Here is a 17,660-nt window from a genome sequence, read left to right as displayed (position 1 = left end):
CTCGAGGAGCTGCCCATGACCAGCTGGGTCGGTCTGTCCGCCGCCGAGATCGCCGCCGCCGTGCGCGGGAAGCGGGCCACACCGCGGGAGGTGGTGGCCGAGCACCTCGCCCGGATCGACCGGCTGGACGGCCGGATCGGCGCCTTCCGCACGGTCCGCGCCGAGGCGGCGCTCGCCGAGGCCGAGGCCGTCGGCAGCCGGGGCGACCTCGGCGAACTCCCGCTCGCCGGGGTGCCGGTGGCGGTGAAGGACAACCTCGCCGTGCGCGGCGAGTCGACGCGTGTCGGCTCCGCCGCGACCCCGGACACGCCCGCCGAGGCCGACCATGTCACCGTGTCCCGGCTGCGCGCGGCGGGCGCCGTCGTCGTGGGCCTGACGAACGTCCCCGAACTGTGCGTCTTCGGTACGACGGAGGGGGTGCACGGCACCTCCCGCAACCCGTGGGACACCTCCCGCACGGCGGGCGGCTCCTCGGGCGGCAGCGCGGCCGCGGTCGCCGCCGGTTTCGTCCCCCTGGCACTCGGCAACGACGGCATGGGCTCGCTGCGCATCCCGGCCGCGAACTGCGGGCTGGTCACGATCAAGCCGGGGCGCGGCGTGGTCCCGGCCGGCATCGGGGAGGGCGACTGGTTCGGCATGGCGGAGAACGGCCCGCTGGCCACGACGGTCGAGGACGTGCGCCTGGCCCTGTCCGTCCTGGCCGGCACCGACGCCGTACGGCCTGCCGCGCCCGGTGCCCGCAGAATCGCCGTGTCCCTGCGCAGCCCGCTCGCCGGGGTCGCGGTCACCGCGCCGTACACGGCGGCGGTGCGTGCGGCGGCCGGACTGCTGGCGCGCGCCGGGCACACGGTACGGCGCGCCGAGCCGCCGTACCCCCTCTCGCTCGGGGTGACGGCGCTGACGCACTGGACGGCGGGCACCGCCGTCGACGCGGCCGCCCTGGACCGGCGGCTGCTGACCCGCCGCACCCGCGTCCACGCGGCCGTCGGCCGCCGCTTCCTGAACACCGTGCGCACCGGGCGGGCCCGGGAGCAGCTCGCGGGGCGGCTGGAGCCGTTCTTCGCGCACTACGACGTCCTGCTCACGCCCGCGCTGGCGCGCCGCTCCCCCGAGGCGGCGCCGTGGCACGAGCGGGGGTGGCTGCGCAACATCGCCGCCAACACCGCCTACTCGCCGTTCACCCCGCCGTGGAACCTGACCGGCTGGCCGGCCGCGACGATCCCGCTCGGCACCCTGCCCTCGGGCGCCCCCACCGCCGTACAGCTGGTGGGGCGCCCCGGGACGGAACCCGAACTCCTGCAGCTCGCCGAACAGTTGGAGGGCCTGCTGCCGTGGCGACGAACGGCGCCGCTGGAGGATTCCGGAGAGTAGCCCCGCGGCCTAGCGGCACAGGTCGTCGCCGAGCGGGGTGCGGGCGTAGTGGACGAGGCGGCCGGTGCGGGTTCGGGTGAGCAGGCCCGCGTCGTAGAGGACCGTGAGGTGCTGGCTGACCGCGCCCGGGGTGACGCCGAGGCGGTGGGCCAGTTCCGTGGTGGAGGCGGGTTCGGCGAGCAGGAGCAGCAGGCGGGCGCGGGGGCGGCCGAGGAGGCGGGCGAGCGCGTCACGGGTGACCGGCGGGGGCTCCTCGGACAGGGTGGCCCGGCCGCGGGCGGGATAGACCAGCACCGGCGGGCGGGACGGATCGATCAGCGGCTGGGCGCCCCGGGCGAACAGCGTGGGCAGCAGGACCATCCCGCGCCCGGCTATGCCCACGGCGTCGCTCCAGGGCGCGGAGACCGTGAAGTCCCGTGTGGACAGCCGCAGCCGGTCCTCGGTCCAGGTGAGCCGGTCGTCCAGCCCGGTCAGCATCGCGGCAGCGCCCTGCTCGGCGAGTACCCGCCCGCGGTGGGCGAGATCGGCCTCCAGGATGGTCTGCACCCGCGGCCACCAGTCGTCGCGCAGGCAGGTGTGCCAGTAGGCGTCGAGGGCGTCCGCGATCCGGGTCAGCAGCGCCGGCGGGTCGGCCAGGCCGCCTGCGATGACCGGGGGCAGCCAGGCCTCGGTGCGGTAGGTGGCGCGGAAGCCGGCGGCGACGACGTCCGGCGGAGTGCGGCGGAGCGTGCCGAGTTCGTCGGCGAAGGCGGGGCGGGCCCGGGAGGGGCGCGGGGTGAGGAAGTCGGGCACCCACAGCCACGGCGCGGACAGGGCGGTCAGCACCTCGTGGTCGAGGCCGGCCAGGCGCGGCCGGATACGGCGCAGCCAGGGCCGGTGGTGCGGATAGCGCGCCGGGTCGTGCAGGCAGCGCAGCGAGAACACCGTCTCCTGGAGCGGGGAGCAGGCGAAGGAGGTGGTGGCGAGGTCTCCGACGCCGAAGCGGAACTCGATCATTGAGCGCCAGGCTAAATCAATGCCGGAGCGCCCTGCCGACCGGGTTGTCTGATCGGCATGACCACGACACCCGTGTCCCCTGCACCGGGCCAGGACGGCGCCCCCGCGCCGGGCCGCGCCACCCGGGCCGGCGGACTGCTGCCCGCCGACCCGGCACTGCGCCTGGCGACGACGCTGACCGCCATCAACTCCCTCGGCAACGGCCTGTACTTCCCGCTGGGCGTCCTGTATTTCACCCGCATCGTCGGCCTGGACGCGACCGCGGTCGGCGTCGGCCTGACGGTCGCCGGACTGGTCGGTGTGGCGGCGGGGGTGCCCGCCGGGCGGGCGGCTGACCGGTGGGGCGCCCGGCGGGTCGGGGCGCTGCTGTGGGGCGGTACGGGTCTGGCGACGGCCGCGTACACGCTGGTGCACTCCTACGCCGCCTTCCTCGTCACGGTGGTCGTGGCGACGGGCCTGCAGACGGCGAGCCGTGGGGTGCAGGGCGCGCTGTACGCGGACGTGCTGCCGGCGGCGACCCGGGTGGAGGCGCGGGCGTATCTGCGGATGGTGACGAACGTCGGCATGGGGGCGGGCGGCGCGCTCGGCGCGGTCGCGCTGCAACTGGACTCGCGGGCCGCGTACACGGCTGTGATCCTGCTGAACGCGCTGTCGTTCGCGGGTCCGGCCGTGCTGCTGCCGCGGCTGCCGCTGGCCGCGCATGTCGCCGCGCGGCGCGGACCGGACGGCGGCGCGCCCGCCGACAGCCCGTGGCGTGCGGTGCGCGATCTGCCGTTCCTGGCGGTGACGGTGCTGAACGCGGTCCTGGTCGTGCAGTACTCGCTGTCCGAGGTCGGGCTGCCGTTGTGGATCGTGGAGCGGACCGGGGCGCCGCGCTGGACGGCGGCGCTGCTGATGATCGTCAACTGTGTGCTGGTGGCGCTGCTCCAGGTGCGGGTGGCCCGGCGCACGGCGCGGGTACCGGCCGCGGTGCGGGCGATGGCCTGGTCGGGCCTGCTGCTGGCCGCGGCCTGCGCGGTGTACGCCCTGTCCGCCGGCCTCTCGCCCCTGTGGGCGGTGCTGGCGCTGACGGCCGGCTCGGTGGTGCAGGTCTTCGCCGAGGTGCTGTCGGCGGCCGGTGGCTGGACGCTCGGCTACGAACTCGCCGACGCCCGCGCGCACGGTGTCTACCAGGGCGTCTTCGGTGCGGGCATGTCGGCGGGCATGATGGCGGGCCCGGCGTTGGTCACGGTCACCGCGATCGCCCACGGGTCGCTCGGCTGGGCGGTGTTGGGCGCACTGTTCGCCCTGGCCGGGCTCGCGGTCGCACCCGCGGTGCGCTGGGCCCACCGCGACGGCGACTGGCGCGGGGAGAAGGCCGAGGCGGGTTGAGGGAACGGGCGCGTCCGAGGCGGGCCGTGCGCAGGGACGCCGGGCGCGCGAACAGTGAGGCCCCTCAGGGACCGGGCGTACGCAGGGCGCGCGAACTCCGTCGGCTACAGGGCCTTGTACATGATGTGCAGTCCCACCAGCCCGTGCCGGGGGTGTTCGTACGCCTCCGGGACGGTCCCGAGGATCGTGAAGCCCAGGGACTGCCACAGGCCGACGGCCGGGTTCGTCTCGACGACGGCGTTGAAGACCATCCCCCGGTAGCCGTGGGCCCTGGCCTCGGCCAGGACGTGCCCGGCGAGTGCGCGGCCGACACCGCGTCCCCCCTGTCCGGGATCGACCATGAAACCGGCGTTGGCGATGCGGGCGGCCGGTCCGCCGTAGTTGGGCGTCAGATACGCGGAGCCGACGACGGCCCCGGTCTCGTCCTCGGCGACGTAGACGCGTTTGGCCGGGCTCATCCACAGGGCGCGGGCCGCTTCCTCGGTGGTGTCCGGGTCCCAGGCGTAGGTCTCGGCGGCGGCGACGATGCGGTGCCAGAACGGCCAGATCTGCGGCCAGTCCTCGGCCGCGGCTTCTCTGATCAGCATGGGCGTGAGTCTGGCACGCCCATGCGGTCGGCGATCGCGATGGTCCTGCCCCGGGGCGGGTCAGTCCACGCTGGGCAGGATGTGCGGCTCGGCGAGGTCGTCCTCGTATCCGGCGAGGCGGATGGGGGCGGACCGGGCCCACACGTCGAGGCTGCCGATCTCTCCGGGCCGGCGGCCGGCGCGCTCCGTGCGTTCCTTGGGGCGCTGCTCGCGATTCGTCTTCTCTGGTGTCACCGCGCACTCCTTATGTGTCGGTCACCCGGGGGGCGTACCGGCCATACTGCGGCCTGCTCTTCGACGCCCGCTCGGGTATGTCTCAAGGCGTTCGGACGCGGTGGCGTCGACAACTCACAGTGGATCAGGCCGTGGTGGACCGGCTTGCCCCATGACGGACGGTGGGTGTGGGTGGGACCCCGTTCTGCTGTCCGTCCGCTACAGATTAACCAAATGAGCGGGGGCCCGCTCGATGGGGCTGAAAATTTGGGGTAACCATGGCAAGTCACGCACATGTCCCCACTAGGGAATTGAACCCTTTTGACCGGTTTGATGCCTTTTATCAGTCACTCGATCGGCCTATGTGCCCGCGCGGGTCTTCGACTTCGGCCCGCCGTTCAAGTCCCGTTGGCCGAGCGATAAGCCGGCCGTGCTCTGCTGGCATGCCGGCACCGGCGGTCTCGCGCGAGGACACGGGAGGACAGGCGCATGGAACTGCGCAGCGTCGAGGAGCTGATGGATCTGCTGTACGCCTGCCGGGGCGTGCGGGACCTGCCGGCGCGCGCCGCCGGCCCGGCCGATCTGCACGACCACGCCCTGCGCACCGCGGCACTGCTGCGCCGGCGCCGGCCCGCCGACAAGGAGCTCCAGGTCGCCGGACTGGTGCTCGCCGTGGGACGCTTGCTGCGCCCCGGGGACGCCACCGGCGGCGCCGAACGGGCGGCCGGGGCCGTGCGCTCACTGCTCGGCGAGCGGGTCCACGAACTGGTGCGCGCGGTCCCGTCCGAGACCGCCGCCGCGGACGACGCGCTGCTCGCGCTGCGGCAGGCCGACGAGGAGGCGCGCACCGACGCCCTCGACGGCGGGGTCCTGGAGGACTGGCGCACGGTGCTGGAACTGCTCGCCGCCCCCCACGCCCGGACCGGCGCCGTCGACTGAACGGCGCGCCGGGCGCCCTCCACGGACCCCCGGCCGGTACGCGCTGTCACCACTTGCCGGGTGCGTAGTCCTTCAGGAAGACGCCGTACAGGTCCTCGCCCGCCTCGCCGCGCACGATCGGGTCGTAGACCCGGGCCGCGCCGTCGACCAGGTCGAGGGGCGCGTGGAAACCGGCCTCGGCCAGGCGCAGCTTGTCGTAGTGCGGGCGCTCGTCGGTGATCCAGCCGGTGTCGACGGAGGTCATGAGGATGCCGTCGCTGTCGAACATCTCCTGGGCACTGGTCCGCGTGACCATGTTCATGGCGGCCTTCGCGGCGTTGGTGTTGGGGTGCCCGGCGCCCTTGTAGCCGCGGTTGAAGACGCCCTCCATCGCGGAGACGTTGACGACGTACGCCCGGCCGCTGGCCGCCTTCTTCGCGGCGTCCGCCATCGCCGGGCGCAGCGCGCTGATCAGGATGAACGGGGACGTGTAGTTGCACAGCTGGGTTTCGAGCAGCTCGACGGGCGAGATCTGGTCGATGGTCTGCACCCAGGTGTTGGTGTCGACGACGTCCGGGACGAGACCGCCGGCGTCGATGGCGGTGCCGTCCAGGTGGCGGGCGACACTGGCGTTGCCCGCGACCAGGGCGAGGTCGGCGACCTTCTGCGCGTCCAGGCCGCTGGTGCCGATGGGCAGTGCGGCGATGCCGTCGACCGCGCCGGAGTTGAAGGCGCCGATCACATGGTGGGCGGGGAGCTCCCCGGCGGGCAGCGGGGCGCTCTCGCCGTCGACGAGCGCCGCGTACGCGGAGGGCCGGCGGCGTACGGTCTGCGTCGCGTTGTTGATCAGGATGTCGAGCGGGCCGGCCTCGGTGACCTGCTCGGCCAGGGCCACGGCCTGTGCCGGATCGCGCAGGTCGATGCCGACGACCTCGAGGCGGTGCAGCCAGTCCGCCGAGTCCTCCATCGCCTTGAAGCGGCGGATGGCGTCCTTCGGGAAGCGCGTGGTGATCGTGGTGTGCGCGCCGTCGCGCAGCAGCCGCAGCGCGATGTACATGCCGATCTTGGCGCGGCCGCCGGTGAGCAGGGCCCGCTTGCCGGCGAGGTCAGCGCGGACGTCGCGCTTGGCGCGGTTCAGGGCGGCGCACTCCTGGCACAGCTGGTGGTAGAAGTAGTCGACCTCTACATAGCGCTTCTTGCAGGTGTAGCAGGAGCGGGGGCGCTGGAGTATGCCCGCGATCCGGCCGGGCTCGACCTTGGAGGACGGCAGGATGCCCTCGGTCTCGTCGTCGATGCGCTCGGCGGAGCCGGTCGCGGTGGCCTCGGTGACCGCGCGGTCGTGGGCGGTCTTGGCGGCGCGGCGCTCCTGACGGCGGCGCTGCTTGACCGTGCGGTAGATGTGCGAGGTCGCCCGGCGCACCGCGATCGCGTCGGGGTGGTCGACGTCGATCCGGTCGAGCTCCTCCAGCACGCTCAGGCACACGGCCAGCCGCTCGGGGTCGATGCCGGGCCCGTACACCACCTCGTCCGTGATCGCCGAGCCGTCCTCTGTCACCGTCATCGCGCTGCCGATCCCTGTCCTGGTCCCGCGGCGCTCCGACCGCGCCCACTGTCGAACGCGGAATTCTAACGGAGCGCCGCACCCCGGGACCAAACGCGCGACCTCAGTGCGCGCAAGCTGTGAGCAGGGTCTCCACCTCACGGGTCAGGGCCGCCGCGAACCGGTCGAGATCCGGTACGGCCTCGGCGTCGGCGACGAGTCCGTAGTGGACCCGGCCCTGGTACGTGGAGACCGCGACCGCCAGGGACTGACCGCGGGCCAGCGGCGCCAGCGGATGGACCGCGGTGAGCGGGTTCCCGCCGAGCTTCAGGCTGAGGCTGGGCAGCGGCACGCTGGTGACCAGGATGTCGAACCACAGCCGGGCGGCCTGCGAGACCAGCGGCCCGCCGAGCCGGTGGCCGAGCGCCGGGACGTGGTCGGCGAGCAGCGCGACCGCGCCGGCGCCCCGGCCCGGGCCGGCGTCCTTGTTGCGGTCCATGGCGACGCGGACCGCGGCGAGCCGGCCCAGCGGGTCGCTCTCACCGACCGGAAGCCGTATCAGGTAGCCGGAGAGCCGGTTGCCCTGCGGGTGGGCGGTGCGCGGGCGGCGTTTGGACACCGGGATCAGGGCGCGGGGCGCGACGCCCTCGCTGCCGTCGCCGCGCTCGTCGAGCCAGGTCCGCAGCGCCCCGGCGACGACCGCGATCAGCACGTCGTTGACGGTGCCGCCGACGGTCTTGCGGACGCGGTGCACGTCGTCCAGGTCGAGGACCACGCCGGCCGTGCGGCGGGTGCCCGACGGCTCGGCGGTCAGCGCGGGCGTGCTGCGCATGGCGAGCGTGGACGCGGCCACCGAGGCGCCGATGTCGAGCGCGCGGCCGACGTCGGACAGCGCACCGGAGACCGCGCCGCGCACCAGCGAGGGCAGCCGGCGCATGTCGGGCAGGAGTCCGCGGGGCGGCTCGGCGGGCCGGGGCCGGGGCTCGGGCATGTCGATCGGGTCGAGGATGGCGGCGGCCAGGCCGAGCGCCCGCAGCCCGTCGGCCAGGGCGTGGTGGAACTTGAACAGCACCGCGAACGACACCCCGTCGGCGCCGGGCAGCACATGCGCCTCCCACGGCGGCCGGTCGCGTTCCAGCGGACGCTCCATGAGCCGGCCGGCCTCGGCGTGGAAGTCGGCGGTGGGGGCGTGCAGCCGGATGTGGTCGAGCGGGTCGAAGTCCGGCACGGGTTCGCGGACGGCACCGCCGAAGGACAACGGGGAGCGTGCCCGCGAGGGTTGCCACACGTCGCGGATGCGCATGCGCAGCCCGGGTACGGCCGCGGCGCGCGCGGCGAGCAGGTCGGCCGCGTGCGCGCCCGCGGTCGGCGAGTGCGCGGCAAAGATGCCGAGGGCGCCCAGATGCATGGGATGCTCGGGGGTCTCGATGTTCCAGAACGCCAGGTCGAGGGGTGCGAGCAGATCTGAAGTCAAGGGCTTGCCTCGCGTCGACGGACGGATGAACCAGCAGTCAAACCCCTGCACCCGATTACGGTCAAGTACGATCAGGCTACGCTCAGTTAACAGCAGATTAAGTCCCACCCTTTGAGTGGGCGGTGGGACACATGGGACCACTGTGGCCGGTTCGGCGCGGCAGGCACACGCTGTGCACGACACCCCACCCGGACGGCCGCGGGCCGACCGGGGTGGCGGTCGTGGCCGGCGGCCCGTTCGGGCCACCGCACACCGGCCGGGCACGGCCCGCCCAAGGGCAGCTCACGTCCGGGCGATGCGGGGGCCAGCGGCCGGCCGGTCCGCCGGCTACAGCACCCGCTGGCCCTTCCCGAGGGCGATCACTCCACCCTTGGAGACGGTGTACAGCTCCGCGTCCCGGCTCGGGTTGACGCCGATCGTGGCGCCCGGCGGCACCTCCACGTTCTTGTCCAGGACCGCACCGCGCACGATCGCACCCCGGCCGACATGCACGTTGTCGTGCAGCACCGAACCCTGCACCACCGCGCCCGGGTCGACCACCACGCCCGGCGACAGCACCGACCGGGTGACCTGGCCGCGGATCAGGCACCCGGCACTGATGATCGACTCACCGGCTATGCCCCCGGCGTTGAAGCGGGCCGGCGACAGGTCGGTGGAGTGGGTGTAGATGGGCCAGTGCCGGTTGTACAGGTTGAACGCCGGACGCTCGGCGATCAGGTCCATGTGCGCCTCGTAGTACGCGTCGAGGGTGCCCACGTCCCGCCAGTAGCCCTGGTCGCGGCTGGTCTCGCCGGGCACGTGGTTGGCACTGAAGTCGTACAGCTGCGCCTCCCCGCGCTCGGTGAGCTGGGGCAGGATCGAACCGCCCATGTCGTGCACCGAGCGGTCGTCCTCGGCGTCCCGGTGGAGGGCCTCGATCAGCGCCTTGGTGGTGAAGATGTAGTTGCCCATCGAGGCGAACACGCACGCCGGGTCGTCCGCGAGGCCCGGCGGGTCGGCGGGCTTCTCCAGGAAGCGCTGCACCGTCCGGCCGTCCGAACCCGGGGTGATCACACCGAAGGACGAGGACTCGCTGCGCGGCACCCGGATCCCGGCCACCGTGACACCCGCGCCGCCCTCGATGTGCTGGGCCAGCATCTGGCGCGGGTCCATCCGGTAGACGTGGTCGGCGCCGAACACGGCGACGTACTCCGGCTGCTCGTCGTGGATGAGGTTCAGCGACTGCAGGATGGCGTCGGCGCTGCCCAGGTACCAGCGCGGGCCGAGGCGCTGCTGGGCGGGCACGGGCGTGACGTAGTTGCCGAGCAGGCTGGACATCCGCCAGGTCGTGGTGATGTGCCGGTCCAGTGAGTGCGACTTGTACTGGGTCAGCACACAGATGCGCAGGATGTCGCCGTTGACGAGGTTGGACAGCACGAAGTCGACGAGGCGGTACGTCCCGCCGAAAGTGACCGCCGGTTTGGCGCGATCGGCGGTCAGGGGCATCAGGCGCTTGCCCTCTCCGCCCGCGAGCACGATGCCGAGCACCGAAGGACCACCACGACGCATGGCCGCTCCCCTCACCTGGTTGACCGATGCCTGCCCCTGGTCAGGGCGCGTTACGCCTGTTCGATGCCGCCGAGAATCTCCTCGTAGAGCGCTACGGTGCGCCGAGCGACCGCGTCCCAGCCGAACCGGGTGACCGCCCGCTCCCTTCCCGCCTCACCCATCCGCCGGGCTGCCGCCGGATCGGCGAGGACCTCGTCCAGCGCGCGGGCCAGACCCGCCTCGAAGTGTTCGTCCACGTCGACGAGTACCCCGCTCTCGCCGTCCTCGACGACCTCGGGGATGCCGCCGACCCGGGAGGCGACGACCGGGGTGCCGCAGGCCATCGCCTCCAGGTTCACGATGCCCAGGGGCTCGTACACCGACGGGCAGACGAAGGCCGCCGCGTGCGTGAGCAGCTGGATCACCTCGGGGCGCGGCAGCATGCGCGGGATCCACAGGACCCCGTCGCGTACGGCGCTCAGCTCCTCGTACAGCGTGCGGAACTCCCGGTCGATCTCCGGGGTGTCCGGCGCCCCGGCGCACAGCACGACCTGCGCGCCGCGGTCGATGTCGCGCACGGCCCGCAGCAGGTGCGGGACGCCCTTCTGCCGGGTGATGCGGCCGACGAAGAGCACGTACGGGCGGCTCGGGTCGACGCCGGCCCGGACGAGGGCGTCGGTGCCGGGGTCGGGCCGGTACAGCGCGGTGTCGATGCCGTTGTGGACGATGTGCACCCGGGCGGGATCGAGCGCCGGATAGCAGGCCAGGATGTCCTCGCGCATCGCGCCGGAGACGGCGATCACCGCGTCGGCCGCCTCGATCGCGGTGCGCTCGGCCCAGCCGGAGAGCGCGTAGCCGCCGCCGAGCTGCTCGGCCTTCCAGGGGCGCAGCGGCTCCAGCGAGTGCGCGGTCACCACGTGCGGGACGCCGTACAGCAGCTTCGCGAGGTGGCCGCCGAGGTTGGCGTACCAGGTGTGGGAGTGGACCAGGTCGCGGCCCTGCAGGGCCGCGGCCATCGACAGGTCCACGGAGAAGGTGCGCAGCGCGTCGTTGGCGTCGTCGAGGCGGGCCCAGGGACGGTGGCGCTGGATGCCGGCCGCCTTGTCCGCCGAGGAGCCCTCACCCCAGCAGTGCACGTCGAGATCGACCAGGGGCGCCAGTTCGCGGGCCAGGAACTCCACATGGACGCCCGCGCCGCCGTACACGTCCGGGGGGTACTCCCGGGTCAGCAGTCCCACTCGCACCCGTCGACCCCCTGTGCTCGGCGGCAGTTGCCCAACGGTCTCCTTTCATGGTCACCCAGACGGGGCGCGTGGGGAAGAGCGCGGGGGCCTCAAGAAGCAACAGTCGCCGCACACGCCTCCCCCGGGCACCCGGTAGTACAGGCAGCAACTGCGGCGGCGGAACGCCGGGAAACCGGTAGGACCGCCGGTGCCGGGGACGGTCGGGGTGCCGGTCGCGGGACCGGTCTGGGTGCCGGTCGTGGTGCCGGCGCCGACGAGGGCGGGGTGGGCGAGCAGGGCGGCGGTCAGGGTGCGGGCGTGGGACGCCGTGTCGGGGCGGTCGTGGGCGAGCGCCCAGCCGTGCAGTTGGCGGCCGGCTCCGGCCAGCGCCGAGGCGGCGTTGCCGCGCAGCAGGCCGGGGGCGAGGCGGTGACGGGCGCGCAGGGCCGCGGCGAGCGGGTGCAGATGGCCGTCCAGGACGGCGCGGGCGAGATCCGGCGGAGCGGAGCGGGGGTCGTCCCCCGGTGCGGCCGGGGCGTGCGGGCCAGGGCGCAGCTCCGTGAGCCACAGGTCGTCGGGCGTGCTGCCCTCCGGGTCCCAGCGCAGCAGCCGCGGGTCCAGGTCGGGGAGCGTGCCGTACAGCACGGCGCAGCCCAGGGCGACGGACCACAGCCTGGCCGCCAGCCCCTGGTGCGCGAGGGACGCCGCGACCCGCGCTTCGGGCGCGCGGACACCGGCGGCGACCCTGCGCACCCGGACGTCGAGCGGATCCGGGTGGACCTGCCCCCGTCCGCCACCGCAGGAGTCCGCGGGGGTGGGCAGCGCCCGTCCGGCGTCGTAGGCGTCCGCGAGGGTGGGCAGCCCGCGGTGCTCGGGTCCGGCGGCGCGCAGGACGAAGAAGCCGCCGAGCGGGCGGAGGGCGGCGAGGCCGGGGTCGAGGTCCACGGACAGCAGTAGTACCAAGGGCGTTCGAGGCCGTGATCACCGGGTCGGCGGCGCTGTCACCCCTCTGAGGGATGACGGGAGCCGAGTCGTACTCCATCGGCAGTAGGAAGCATTGCGTGCTCAGGGACGACGACGGGAAGAGGGCGAAGCGGCATCGTGTTGCTCATGCAAGCCGACTGTTCGTCGCGCCGGGCCCGGGGCCCCCGCCTCCCGCGAAGGAGCCGCTGATGAGCGCCCTCGCGCTGTCCGTGCTGCTGTCGCTCGTCTCCGCCGTCGCCTACGCGGCCGGGGCGATCGTGCAGGAGCGGGTCGCCGCGACCGGCCCCGGCGAGAGCTACGCCCCCATGCGCCGGCCCGCCTGGTGGGGTGCCCTGGCGCTGAACGGCCTCGGCGGTCTGCTGCACGTGGTGGCGCTCGCCTGCGGCCCGCTCAGTCTGGTGCAGCCGCTCGGCGCGCTCACGATCGTGCTGGCGCTGCCCATGGCGGCCGTGTTCGTCGGCCGCCGGGCCGGGGCGACCGCCTGGCGGGGCGCGATCATGGCCACGGTGGGACTGGCGGGTCTGCTGGCCCTGGTCGGGATGTCGGCGGCGCAGTCGCTGGACACGGCGCAGCGCGTGGCCGGCGCGCTGGTCGCCGGCGGTGCGGTCGCGGCGCTGATGGTGGCGGGCCGGGCCGCGCACCGGCACCCGGCGGTGCGCGGCGTTCTGCTGGCGACCGCCGCCGGTGTCGCGTTCGGCATGTCCTCGGTGTTCACCAAGACCGTCGCCGTGGACTTCACCGACGGCCCGGCGCTGTCCGACGTGCCGTCGCTGGCGGTCATCGGCGCGTTCGCCTGCGCCGGGGTCCTGCTCTCCCAGGCCGCCTACCGCGGCGCCGGCCTGACGGCGCCGCTGGCCACACTGACGGTGGTGAACCCGGTGGTCGCGGCGGCGGTGGGCATCACGATGTTCGGCGAGACCTTCCGCCACGGCACGACCGGCACGGTGCTGGCGCTGGGCTGCGGGATCCTCGCGGCGGGCGGGCTCATCCTGCTGACGACGGAGCGGCTGGCGGAGACGGCCGGGGCGCGCGGGGCGGAGCGGCCGGTACCGCCGGTGCCTGCGGCGGGACCGGACGAGGTGCCGGGGCGGGTGTCGACACCTGTACTGGGGGCCGTCGAGATGCCGTCGGACGTGCGGGCGTCTGTACCGGGGTCCGCGGAGATGCCGCCCGCGGTGCCGGCGCCCGCACTCGGGTTCGCCGGGGCGCCGGCGCCGGAACCGGCGTCCGTCGAGGTACCGGTCGTGGCGGCCGTGCCCGCGCAGGGAGGCGTACGGCCCGCTCCCGCGGCCTCGGCGGGTTACGGCGGGCGTGCGGCGGCGTACCGGGGCGGGGAGCCGGCGAGCGCGCCGGACGAGGTGCTCTACGTCTGTGCCCCGCTCTACGTCAGCCCCTGTGTCCCGGTGCTCGTGCCGGGCGTACCGGTCCTGGTACCGGACCGGCACCGCGCCCGGGTCAGATCCTGACGCCGCCGGCCCGCAGATACGCCAGCGGGTCCACGTCCGTGCCGAAGCCGGGTCCGGTACGGACCTCGAAGTGCAGGTGCGGGCCGGTGCTGTTGCCGGTGGAGCCGGTACGGCCGATGCGCTGACCACCGCCCACGGACTGTCCCGCCCGCACGGAGATCGCCGACAGGTGGGCGTACTGGGTGTAGCGGCCGTCGGCGTGCCGGATGACCACCTGGTAGCCGAAGGACCCGCCCCACCCCGCGTCCACGACCTCGCCCGAGCCGACGGCGCGCACGGACGTGCCGGTCGGCACGGGAAAGTCGACGCCGGTGTGGTAGCCCTTCGACCAGGAGGAACCCGCGACGTGGTACATCGTGCCGACGCCACCGCTGACGGGCGCGACGAGGGCGTGAGCGCCGGTTGCCTTCCGGCTCGGCCCCGGCGCGGCTTTCCTGGCCTTCTCCGCAGCCTTGTCCGCCGCCTTGTCCGCGGCCTTCTTCGGTGCCTGCTTCGGCGCCTTCTTCGCGGTCCTCTCGGGCGACTTCTGCGCCGGCGCCGCACTGCCCGCGTGGCGGTGGCTCGGCGGGGCGGCCTTCGTGGCACCGCCACCGTGCACCCGCAGCCGCTGGCCGGGGATGATGAGGTCGGGGTCGGCGCCGATGGTGGTGCGGTTCGCCTCGTACAGCCGCTGCCAGCCCCCGGGCACGTGCTCTGTCTCGGCGATGCCGGACAGGGTGTCACCGTGGATCACGGTGTACATCTCGGTGCGGCCCGCCCGGGACTGGGGCGTGGTCTGCGGCTGGACGTCGGGCAGCGAGCGCTCGGCGGACCGCTGCGCGGGCCGGGCGGCGGTGCGGGCGCTGTCCGGATGGACGTCGGCTGCCGGGCCACCTCTGGTCAGCCCGGCGCGTACCGAGCACACCGGCCAGGCGCCGGGGCCCTGTCCGTCGAGCACCTTCTCGGCGACGGCGATCTGCTGCTGCCGCGTGGCGAGGTCGGCACGCGCGGCGTACTTGCCGCCGCCGTACGCCGCCCAGGTGGACTGGGTGAACTGCAGGCCGCCGTAATAGCCGTTGCCGGTGTTGACGCTCCAGTGGCCGCTGGACTCGCAGGCGGCGACCTTGTTCCACGTGGACAGGTCGGCGGCGTGCGCGGCACCGGCACCGATGAGCGGCAGGGCGATGCCCGCACCGCCCGCCGTGACGGTGAGTGAGGCGCGGTTGATCCTGTTCGGCTGGTACCGGCGGTGCCGGCCGCGTACGGCCATGCTGGGAGCCCCCCTCGACACGCGTGAGCGTCAGGAGCGGCACAGTAGGCGCCGGGAACAGACCGTGACAAGACAGCGAATCAGCCTCCCCCGGTGCCAAGTGGCCGGGAACAGCCGTCCGTTGAGCCGGAGACTGAGGCACCGGGCACCTTCCGTGCGTACTGGGGGTGCGGCGCCCGCCGGATGTGCGGCGGGCGTAGCGGCACGTCAGCATGGTCGAGAGGCGATACTGGCGGGCAGGAACGGCACGATCTTCCCCCACCCTTCCCATGTCTTGCAGTCCCCATGTCTTCTAGGTCTTCGGGAGCAGACGGTATGAGCACTTCAGCGCAGATCGGCGTCACCGGACTCGCGGTGATGGGCCGCAATCTCGCCCGTAATTTCGCGCGCAACGGCTATGCGGTGGCGCTGCACAACCGGACGGCGGCGCGGACGCACGCGCTGGTGGAGGAGTTCGGGCACGAGGGCGACTTCGTCGCGACCGAGACCGCCAAGGAGTTCGTGGATGCGCTGGAGCGGCCGCGCCGCCTGGTGATCATGGTGAAGGCCGGCGAGCCGACGGACGCGGTGATCCAGGAGTTCGCCCCGCTGCTGGAGCCCGGCGACATGATCATCGACGGTGGCAACGCGCACTTCGCGGACACCCGGCGCCGCGAGCGTGAGCTGCGCGAACGCGGCATCCACTTCGTCGGCACGGGCATCTCCGGCGGCGAGGAGGGCGCGCTCAACGGCCCCAGCATCATGCCGGGCGGCTCGACGGAGTCGTACGACTCGCTCGGTCCGATGCTGGAGAAGATCTCCGCGAAGGCGGCGGACGGGGCGCCCTGCGTGACGCACGTCGGTCCGGACGGCGCCGGGCACTTCGTGAAGATGGTGCACAACGGCATCGAGTACGCCGACATGCAGCTGATCGGCGAGGCGTACCAGCTGCTGCGCGAGGTCGCCGGATACACGCCGGCGGAGATCGCGGAGATCTTCCGCACCTGGAACACCGGCCGGCTCGACTCGTATCTGATCGAGATCACGGCGGAGGTGCTGGCGCACGTCGACGCGGCCACGGGCAAGCCGTTCGTGGACGTGGTGGTGGACCAGGCCGAGCAGAAGGGCACCGGCCGCTGGACGGTCCAGATCGCCCTCGACCTCGGCGTACCGGTGTCGGGCATCGCGGAGGCGGTCTTCGCCCGGTCGCTGTCGGGCCACGCGGCGCTGCGGGCCGCGTCCCGCGAGCTGGCCGGTCCGAAGGCGGCGCCGCTGTCCAAGGCGGACGCCGCGACCTTCGCCGACCGGGTGGAGCAGGCGCTGTACGCCTCGAAGATCGTGTCCTACACGCAGGGCTTCCACGAGATCGCCGCGGGCAGCGAGGAGTACGGCTGGGACATCGACCTGGGAGCGGTGTCGTCGATCTGGCGCGGCGGCTGCATCATCCGGGCCGCGTTCCTGGACCGTATCCGCGCCGCGTACGACGCGCGGCCGGACCTGCCGAGCCTGCTGAGCGACGAGACGTTCGCCCGGGAGATCGCGGCGGCGCAGGACAGCTGGCGCGAGGTGCTGGTCGCCGCGACCCTCCAGGGCGTGCCGACCCCGGGCTTCGCCGCGGCCCTCGCCTACTACGACGCCCTGCGCGCCGAACGCCTCCCGGCCGCCCTCACCCAGGCCCAGCGCGACTTCTTCGGCGCGCACACCTACCGACGGGTGGACCGCGACGGCTCCTTCCACACGCTGTGGGGCGGGGACCGGTCGGAGGTCACGGCGTAGGGGCGGGGGGCTGTCCGGCGGGGGGGTCCGGCGGGGGCCAGGGATTGCCGGGGGGCCGCCCGCCCGCTGTCCGGCGGGGGGCCTGTCCGGCGGCGGGCCAGGGATTGCCGGGGGGCCGCCCGCCAGGGGGCCTCACGTACTGCCGGCAGGCCGCCCCCGGCGGTTCCCCCCCGCCGTAATGCCGGGAGGCCATGCCCCAGGCAGTGCCGCGGACTGCCGGAGAGGCCGTCCCCCGGGCGGTGTCTGCACGTACTGCCGGAGAGACCGCCCACCGGCGGTGCCCCACGGGCTGCCTGGGGGCCGCACAGCGGTGCCGCCCGGACCACCAGGGCGGCCGCGCCTCTTCGCCGCGCCGTACAGCGCCCCGGCTAGGTCAGGGGTGGCCCGGGTTCCGGGCTCGGAACGGGCTCGGGGCCCGGCGGGATCGGGGAAGGGTCCGGCTCCGGGAGCGGGGTCGGCCCCGGTGGCTGCGGGTTCGGGCCGGGCCCGGGAGGCGGGATCGGCCCGGGACCCGGCGGCGGAGGCGGAGTCGGCTGCGGACCCGGCCCCGGCGGCTGGGGAGTTGGTTCGGGCCCGGGGCCCGGGGGCTGCGGGGTCGGCTCGGGGCCTGGGGGTTGAGGAGTCGGTTCGGGCCCCGGCCCCGGGGGCTGAGGGGTCGGCTGGGGGCCCGGGCCGGGTGGTTGGGGGGTCGGGGTGGGGTCCGGGGGCGACACCGGATCCCCGTAGGGCGGCTGGGGATCCGGGCCGGGTGTCGGGCCCGGATGCACCGGGTCATGGAACGGGTCGGTCATGGCGTCCTCCGGCCGGTCGGTCGACGGTGGCTGCTGGACTACTCCCCCGCGTACCCGGCGCCCCCGCGGCCAGTCACCCGGTGGAGCCGTGACGCGCCCTCCGCATGGCCCAACGCCGGTGCGTGCAGCGCGGACCCGACCGCCACGGCCGGCGCGGGGGGCGAGGCCGGCCCGGCCCTCCGCCCTGGCGGACGG

Annotated in this window: 14 protein-coding genes; 5 read left to right on the top strand and 9 right to left on the bottom strand. The window is 74.2% G+C overall.

Annotated features, from left to right (window positions below; genetic code table 11):
• The first annotated feature begins 15 nt into the window (after nt 1-15).
• Nucleotides 16-1,371, top strand: a complete 1,356-nt coding sequence (locus tag ACZ64A_RS04605; protein WP_469808180.1) for an amidase — start codon at nt 16-18, stop codon at nt 1,369-1,371.
• A 9-nt stretch (nt 1,372-1,380) separates the two neighbouring features.
• Here the strand turns inward: ACZ64A_RS04605 and ACZ64A_RS04600 are convergent, their stop codons facing one another.
• The gene (locus ACZ64A_RS04600; protein ID WP_469808178.1) at nt 1,381-2,367 is read right to left on the bottom strand and encodes a helix-turn-helix domain-containing protein; all 987 of its coding nucleotides are present in this window, start codon (nt 2,365-2,367) and stop codon (nt 1,381-1,383) included.
• A gap of 57 nt (nt 2,368-2,424) precedes the next feature.
• Between ACZ64A_RS04600 and ACZ64A_RS04595 the strand changes: the two genes are divergently transcribed.
• Nucleotides 2,425-3,738 carry an MFS transporter gene (locus ACZ64A_RS04595; protein ID WP_469808177.1) on the top strand — a complete coding sequence of 438 codons (1,314 nt, stop codon included), beginning with the start codon at nt 2,425-2,427 and terminating at the stop codon, nt 3,736-3,738.
• A gap of 104 nt (nt 3,739-3,842) precedes the next feature.
• Here the strand turns inward: ACZ64A_RS04595 and ACZ64A_RS04590 are convergent, their stop codons facing one another.
• Together ACZ64A_RS04590 and ACZ64A_RS04585 are read right to left on the bottom strand one after the other, a co-directional pair.
• Nucleotides 3,843-4,325: a GNAT family N-acetyltransferase gene (locus ACZ64A_RS04590; protein WP_469808176.1), complete on the bottom strand. Its 483-nt coding sequence runs from the start codon at nt 4,323-4,325 to the stop codon at nt 3,843-3,845.
• A gap of 60 nt (nt 4,326-4,385) precedes the next feature.
• Nucleotides 4,386-4,559: a hypothetical protein gene (locus ACZ64A_RS04585; protein ID WP_107082809.1), complete on the bottom strand. Its 174-nt coding sequence runs from the start codon at nt 4,557-4,559 to the stop codon at nt 4,386-4,388.
• A gap of 468 nt (nt 4,560-5,027) precedes the next feature.
• Between ACZ64A_RS04585 and ACZ64A_RS04580 the strand changes: the two genes are divergently transcribed.
• On the top strand, nt 5,028-5,477 hold the full coding sequence (locus ACZ64A_RS04580; RefSeq protein WP_469808174.1) for a hypothetical protein: 450 nt from the start codon (nt 5,028-5,030) through the stop codon (nt 5,475-5,477).
• A gap of 46 nt (nt 5,478-5,523) precedes the next feature.
• On the opposite strand, the gene ACZ64A_RS04575 is transcribed toward ACZ64A_RS04580, so the two are convergent.
• From ACZ64A_RS04575 to ACZ64A_RS04555, 5 genes are all read right to left on the bottom strand, one after another.
• Nucleotides 5,524-7,017: an SDR family NAD(P)-dependent oxidoreductase gene (locus ACZ64A_RS04575; protein ID WP_469808173.1), complete on the bottom strand. Its 1,494-nt coding sequence runs from the start codon at nt 7,015-7,017 to the stop codon at nt 5,524-5,526.
• Between the two features lie 103 nt (nt 7,018-7,120).
• Nucleotides 7,121-8,470, bottom strand: coding sequence for a wax ester/triacylglycerol synthase family O-acyltransferase (locus ACZ64A_RS04570; protein WP_469808172.1), 1,350 nt, complete (start codon nt 8,468-8,470; stop codon nt 7,121-7,123).
• Nucleotides 8,471-8,797: 327 nt separating this feature from the next.
• Nucleotides 8,798-10,018 (bottom strand): glucose-1-phosphate adenylyltransferase, encoded by a 1,221-nt coding sequence (gene glgC, locus ACZ64A_RS04565; RefSeq protein WP_469808171.1) that lies wholly within the window; start codon nt 10,016-10,018, stop codon nt 8,798-8,800.
• A gap of 50 nt (nt 10,019-10,068) precedes the next feature.
• Complete coding sequence (gene glgA / locus ACZ64A_RS04560; protein WP_469808170.1) at nt 10,069-11,241, bottom strand: glycogen synthase; 1,173 nt, start codon at nt 11,239-11,241, stop codon at nt 10,069-10,071.
• Nucleotides 11,242-11,292: 51 nt separating this feature from the next.
• Complete coding sequence (locus ACZ64A_RS04555) at nt 11,293-12,165, bottom strand: (2Fe-2S)-binding protein (RefSeq protein WP_469808168.1); 873 nt, start codon at nt 12,163-12,165, stop codon at nt 11,293-11,295.
• A 227-nt stretch (nt 12,166-12,392) separates the two neighbouring features.
• Between ACZ64A_RS04555 and ACZ64A_RS04550 the strand changes: the two genes are divergently transcribed.
• Nucleotides 12,393-13,670: a DMT family transporter gene (locus ACZ64A_RS04550; RefSeq protein WP_469808167.1), complete on the top strand. Its 1,278-nt coding sequence runs from the start codon at nt 12,393-12,395 to the stop codon at nt 13,668-13,670.
• Here the strand turns inward: ACZ64A_RS04550 and ACZ64A_RS04545 are convergent.
• Nucleotides 13,660-14,919: a transglycosylase family protein gene (locus tag ACZ64A_RS04545; RefSeq protein WP_469808165.1), complete on the bottom strand. Its 1,260-nt coding sequence runs from the start codon at nt 14,917-14,919 to the stop codon at nt 13,660-13,662. The two genes, ACZ64A_RS04550 and ACZ64A_RS04545, sit on opposite strands and share 11 nt — an antisense overlap.
• 315 nt (nt 14,920-15,234) lie before the next feature.
• Here ACZ64A_RS04545 and gndA point away from each other — a divergent pair, with 315 nt between their 5' ends.
• Nucleotides 15,235-16,674 carry an NADP-dependent phosphogluconate dehydrogenase gene (gene gndA, locus ACZ64A_RS04540; protein ID WP_469808164.1) on the top strand — a complete coding sequence of 480 codons (1,440 nt, stop codon included), beginning with the start codon at nt 15,235-15,237 and terminating at the stop codon, nt 16,672-16,674.
• The last annotated feature ends 986 nt before the right edge of the window (nt 16,675-17,660 follow it).

The organism is Streptomyces sp. NPDC104814 (assembly GCF_055583185.1).
The sequence above is the reverse complement of the archived record's forward strand: the minus strand, read 5'-3'. Positions and strand labels throughout refer to the sequence as shown.

Coding starts and splice junctions, on each gene's coding strand:
- ACZ64A_RS04605 (WP_469808180.1), top strand. CDS start 16: ATGACCAGCTGGGTCGGTCTGTCCGCCGCCGAGATCGCCGCCGCCGTG.
- ACZ64A_RS04600 (WP_469808178.1), bottom strand. CDS start 2,367: ATGATCGAGTTCCGCTTCGGCGTCGGAGACCTCGCCACCACCTCCTTC.
- ACZ64A_RS04595 (WP_469808177.1), top strand. CDS start 2,425: ATGACCACGACACCCGTGTCCCCTGCACCGGGCCAGGACGGCGCCCCC.
- ACZ64A_RS04590 (WP_469808176.1), bottom strand. CDS start 4,325: ATGCTGATCAGAGAAGCCGCGGCCGAGGACTGGCCGCAGATCTGGCCG.
- ACZ64A_RS04580 (WP_469808174.1), top strand. CDS start 5,028: ATGGAACTGCGCAGCGTCGAGGAGCTGATGGATCTGCTGTACGCCTGC.
- ACZ64A_RS04575 (WP_469808173.1), bottom strand. CDS start 7,017: ATGACGGTGACAGAGGACGGCTCGGCGATCACGGACGAGGTGGTGTAC.
- glgC (WP_469808171.1), bottom strand. CDS start 10,018: ATGCGTCGTGGTGGTCCTTCGGTGCTCGGCATCGTGCTCGCGGGCGGA.
- ACZ64A_RS04550 (WP_469808167.1), top strand. CDS start 12,393: ATGAGCGCCCTCGCGCTGTCCGTGCTGCTGTCGCTCGTCTCCGCCGTC.
- ACZ64A_RS04545 (WP_469808165.1), bottom strand. CDS start 14,919: ATGGCCGTACGCGGCCGGCACCGCCGGTACCAGCCGAACAGGATCAAC.
- gndA (WP_469808164.1), top strand. CDS start 15,235: ATGAGCACTTCAGCGCAGATCGGCGTCACCGGACTCGCGGTGATGGGC.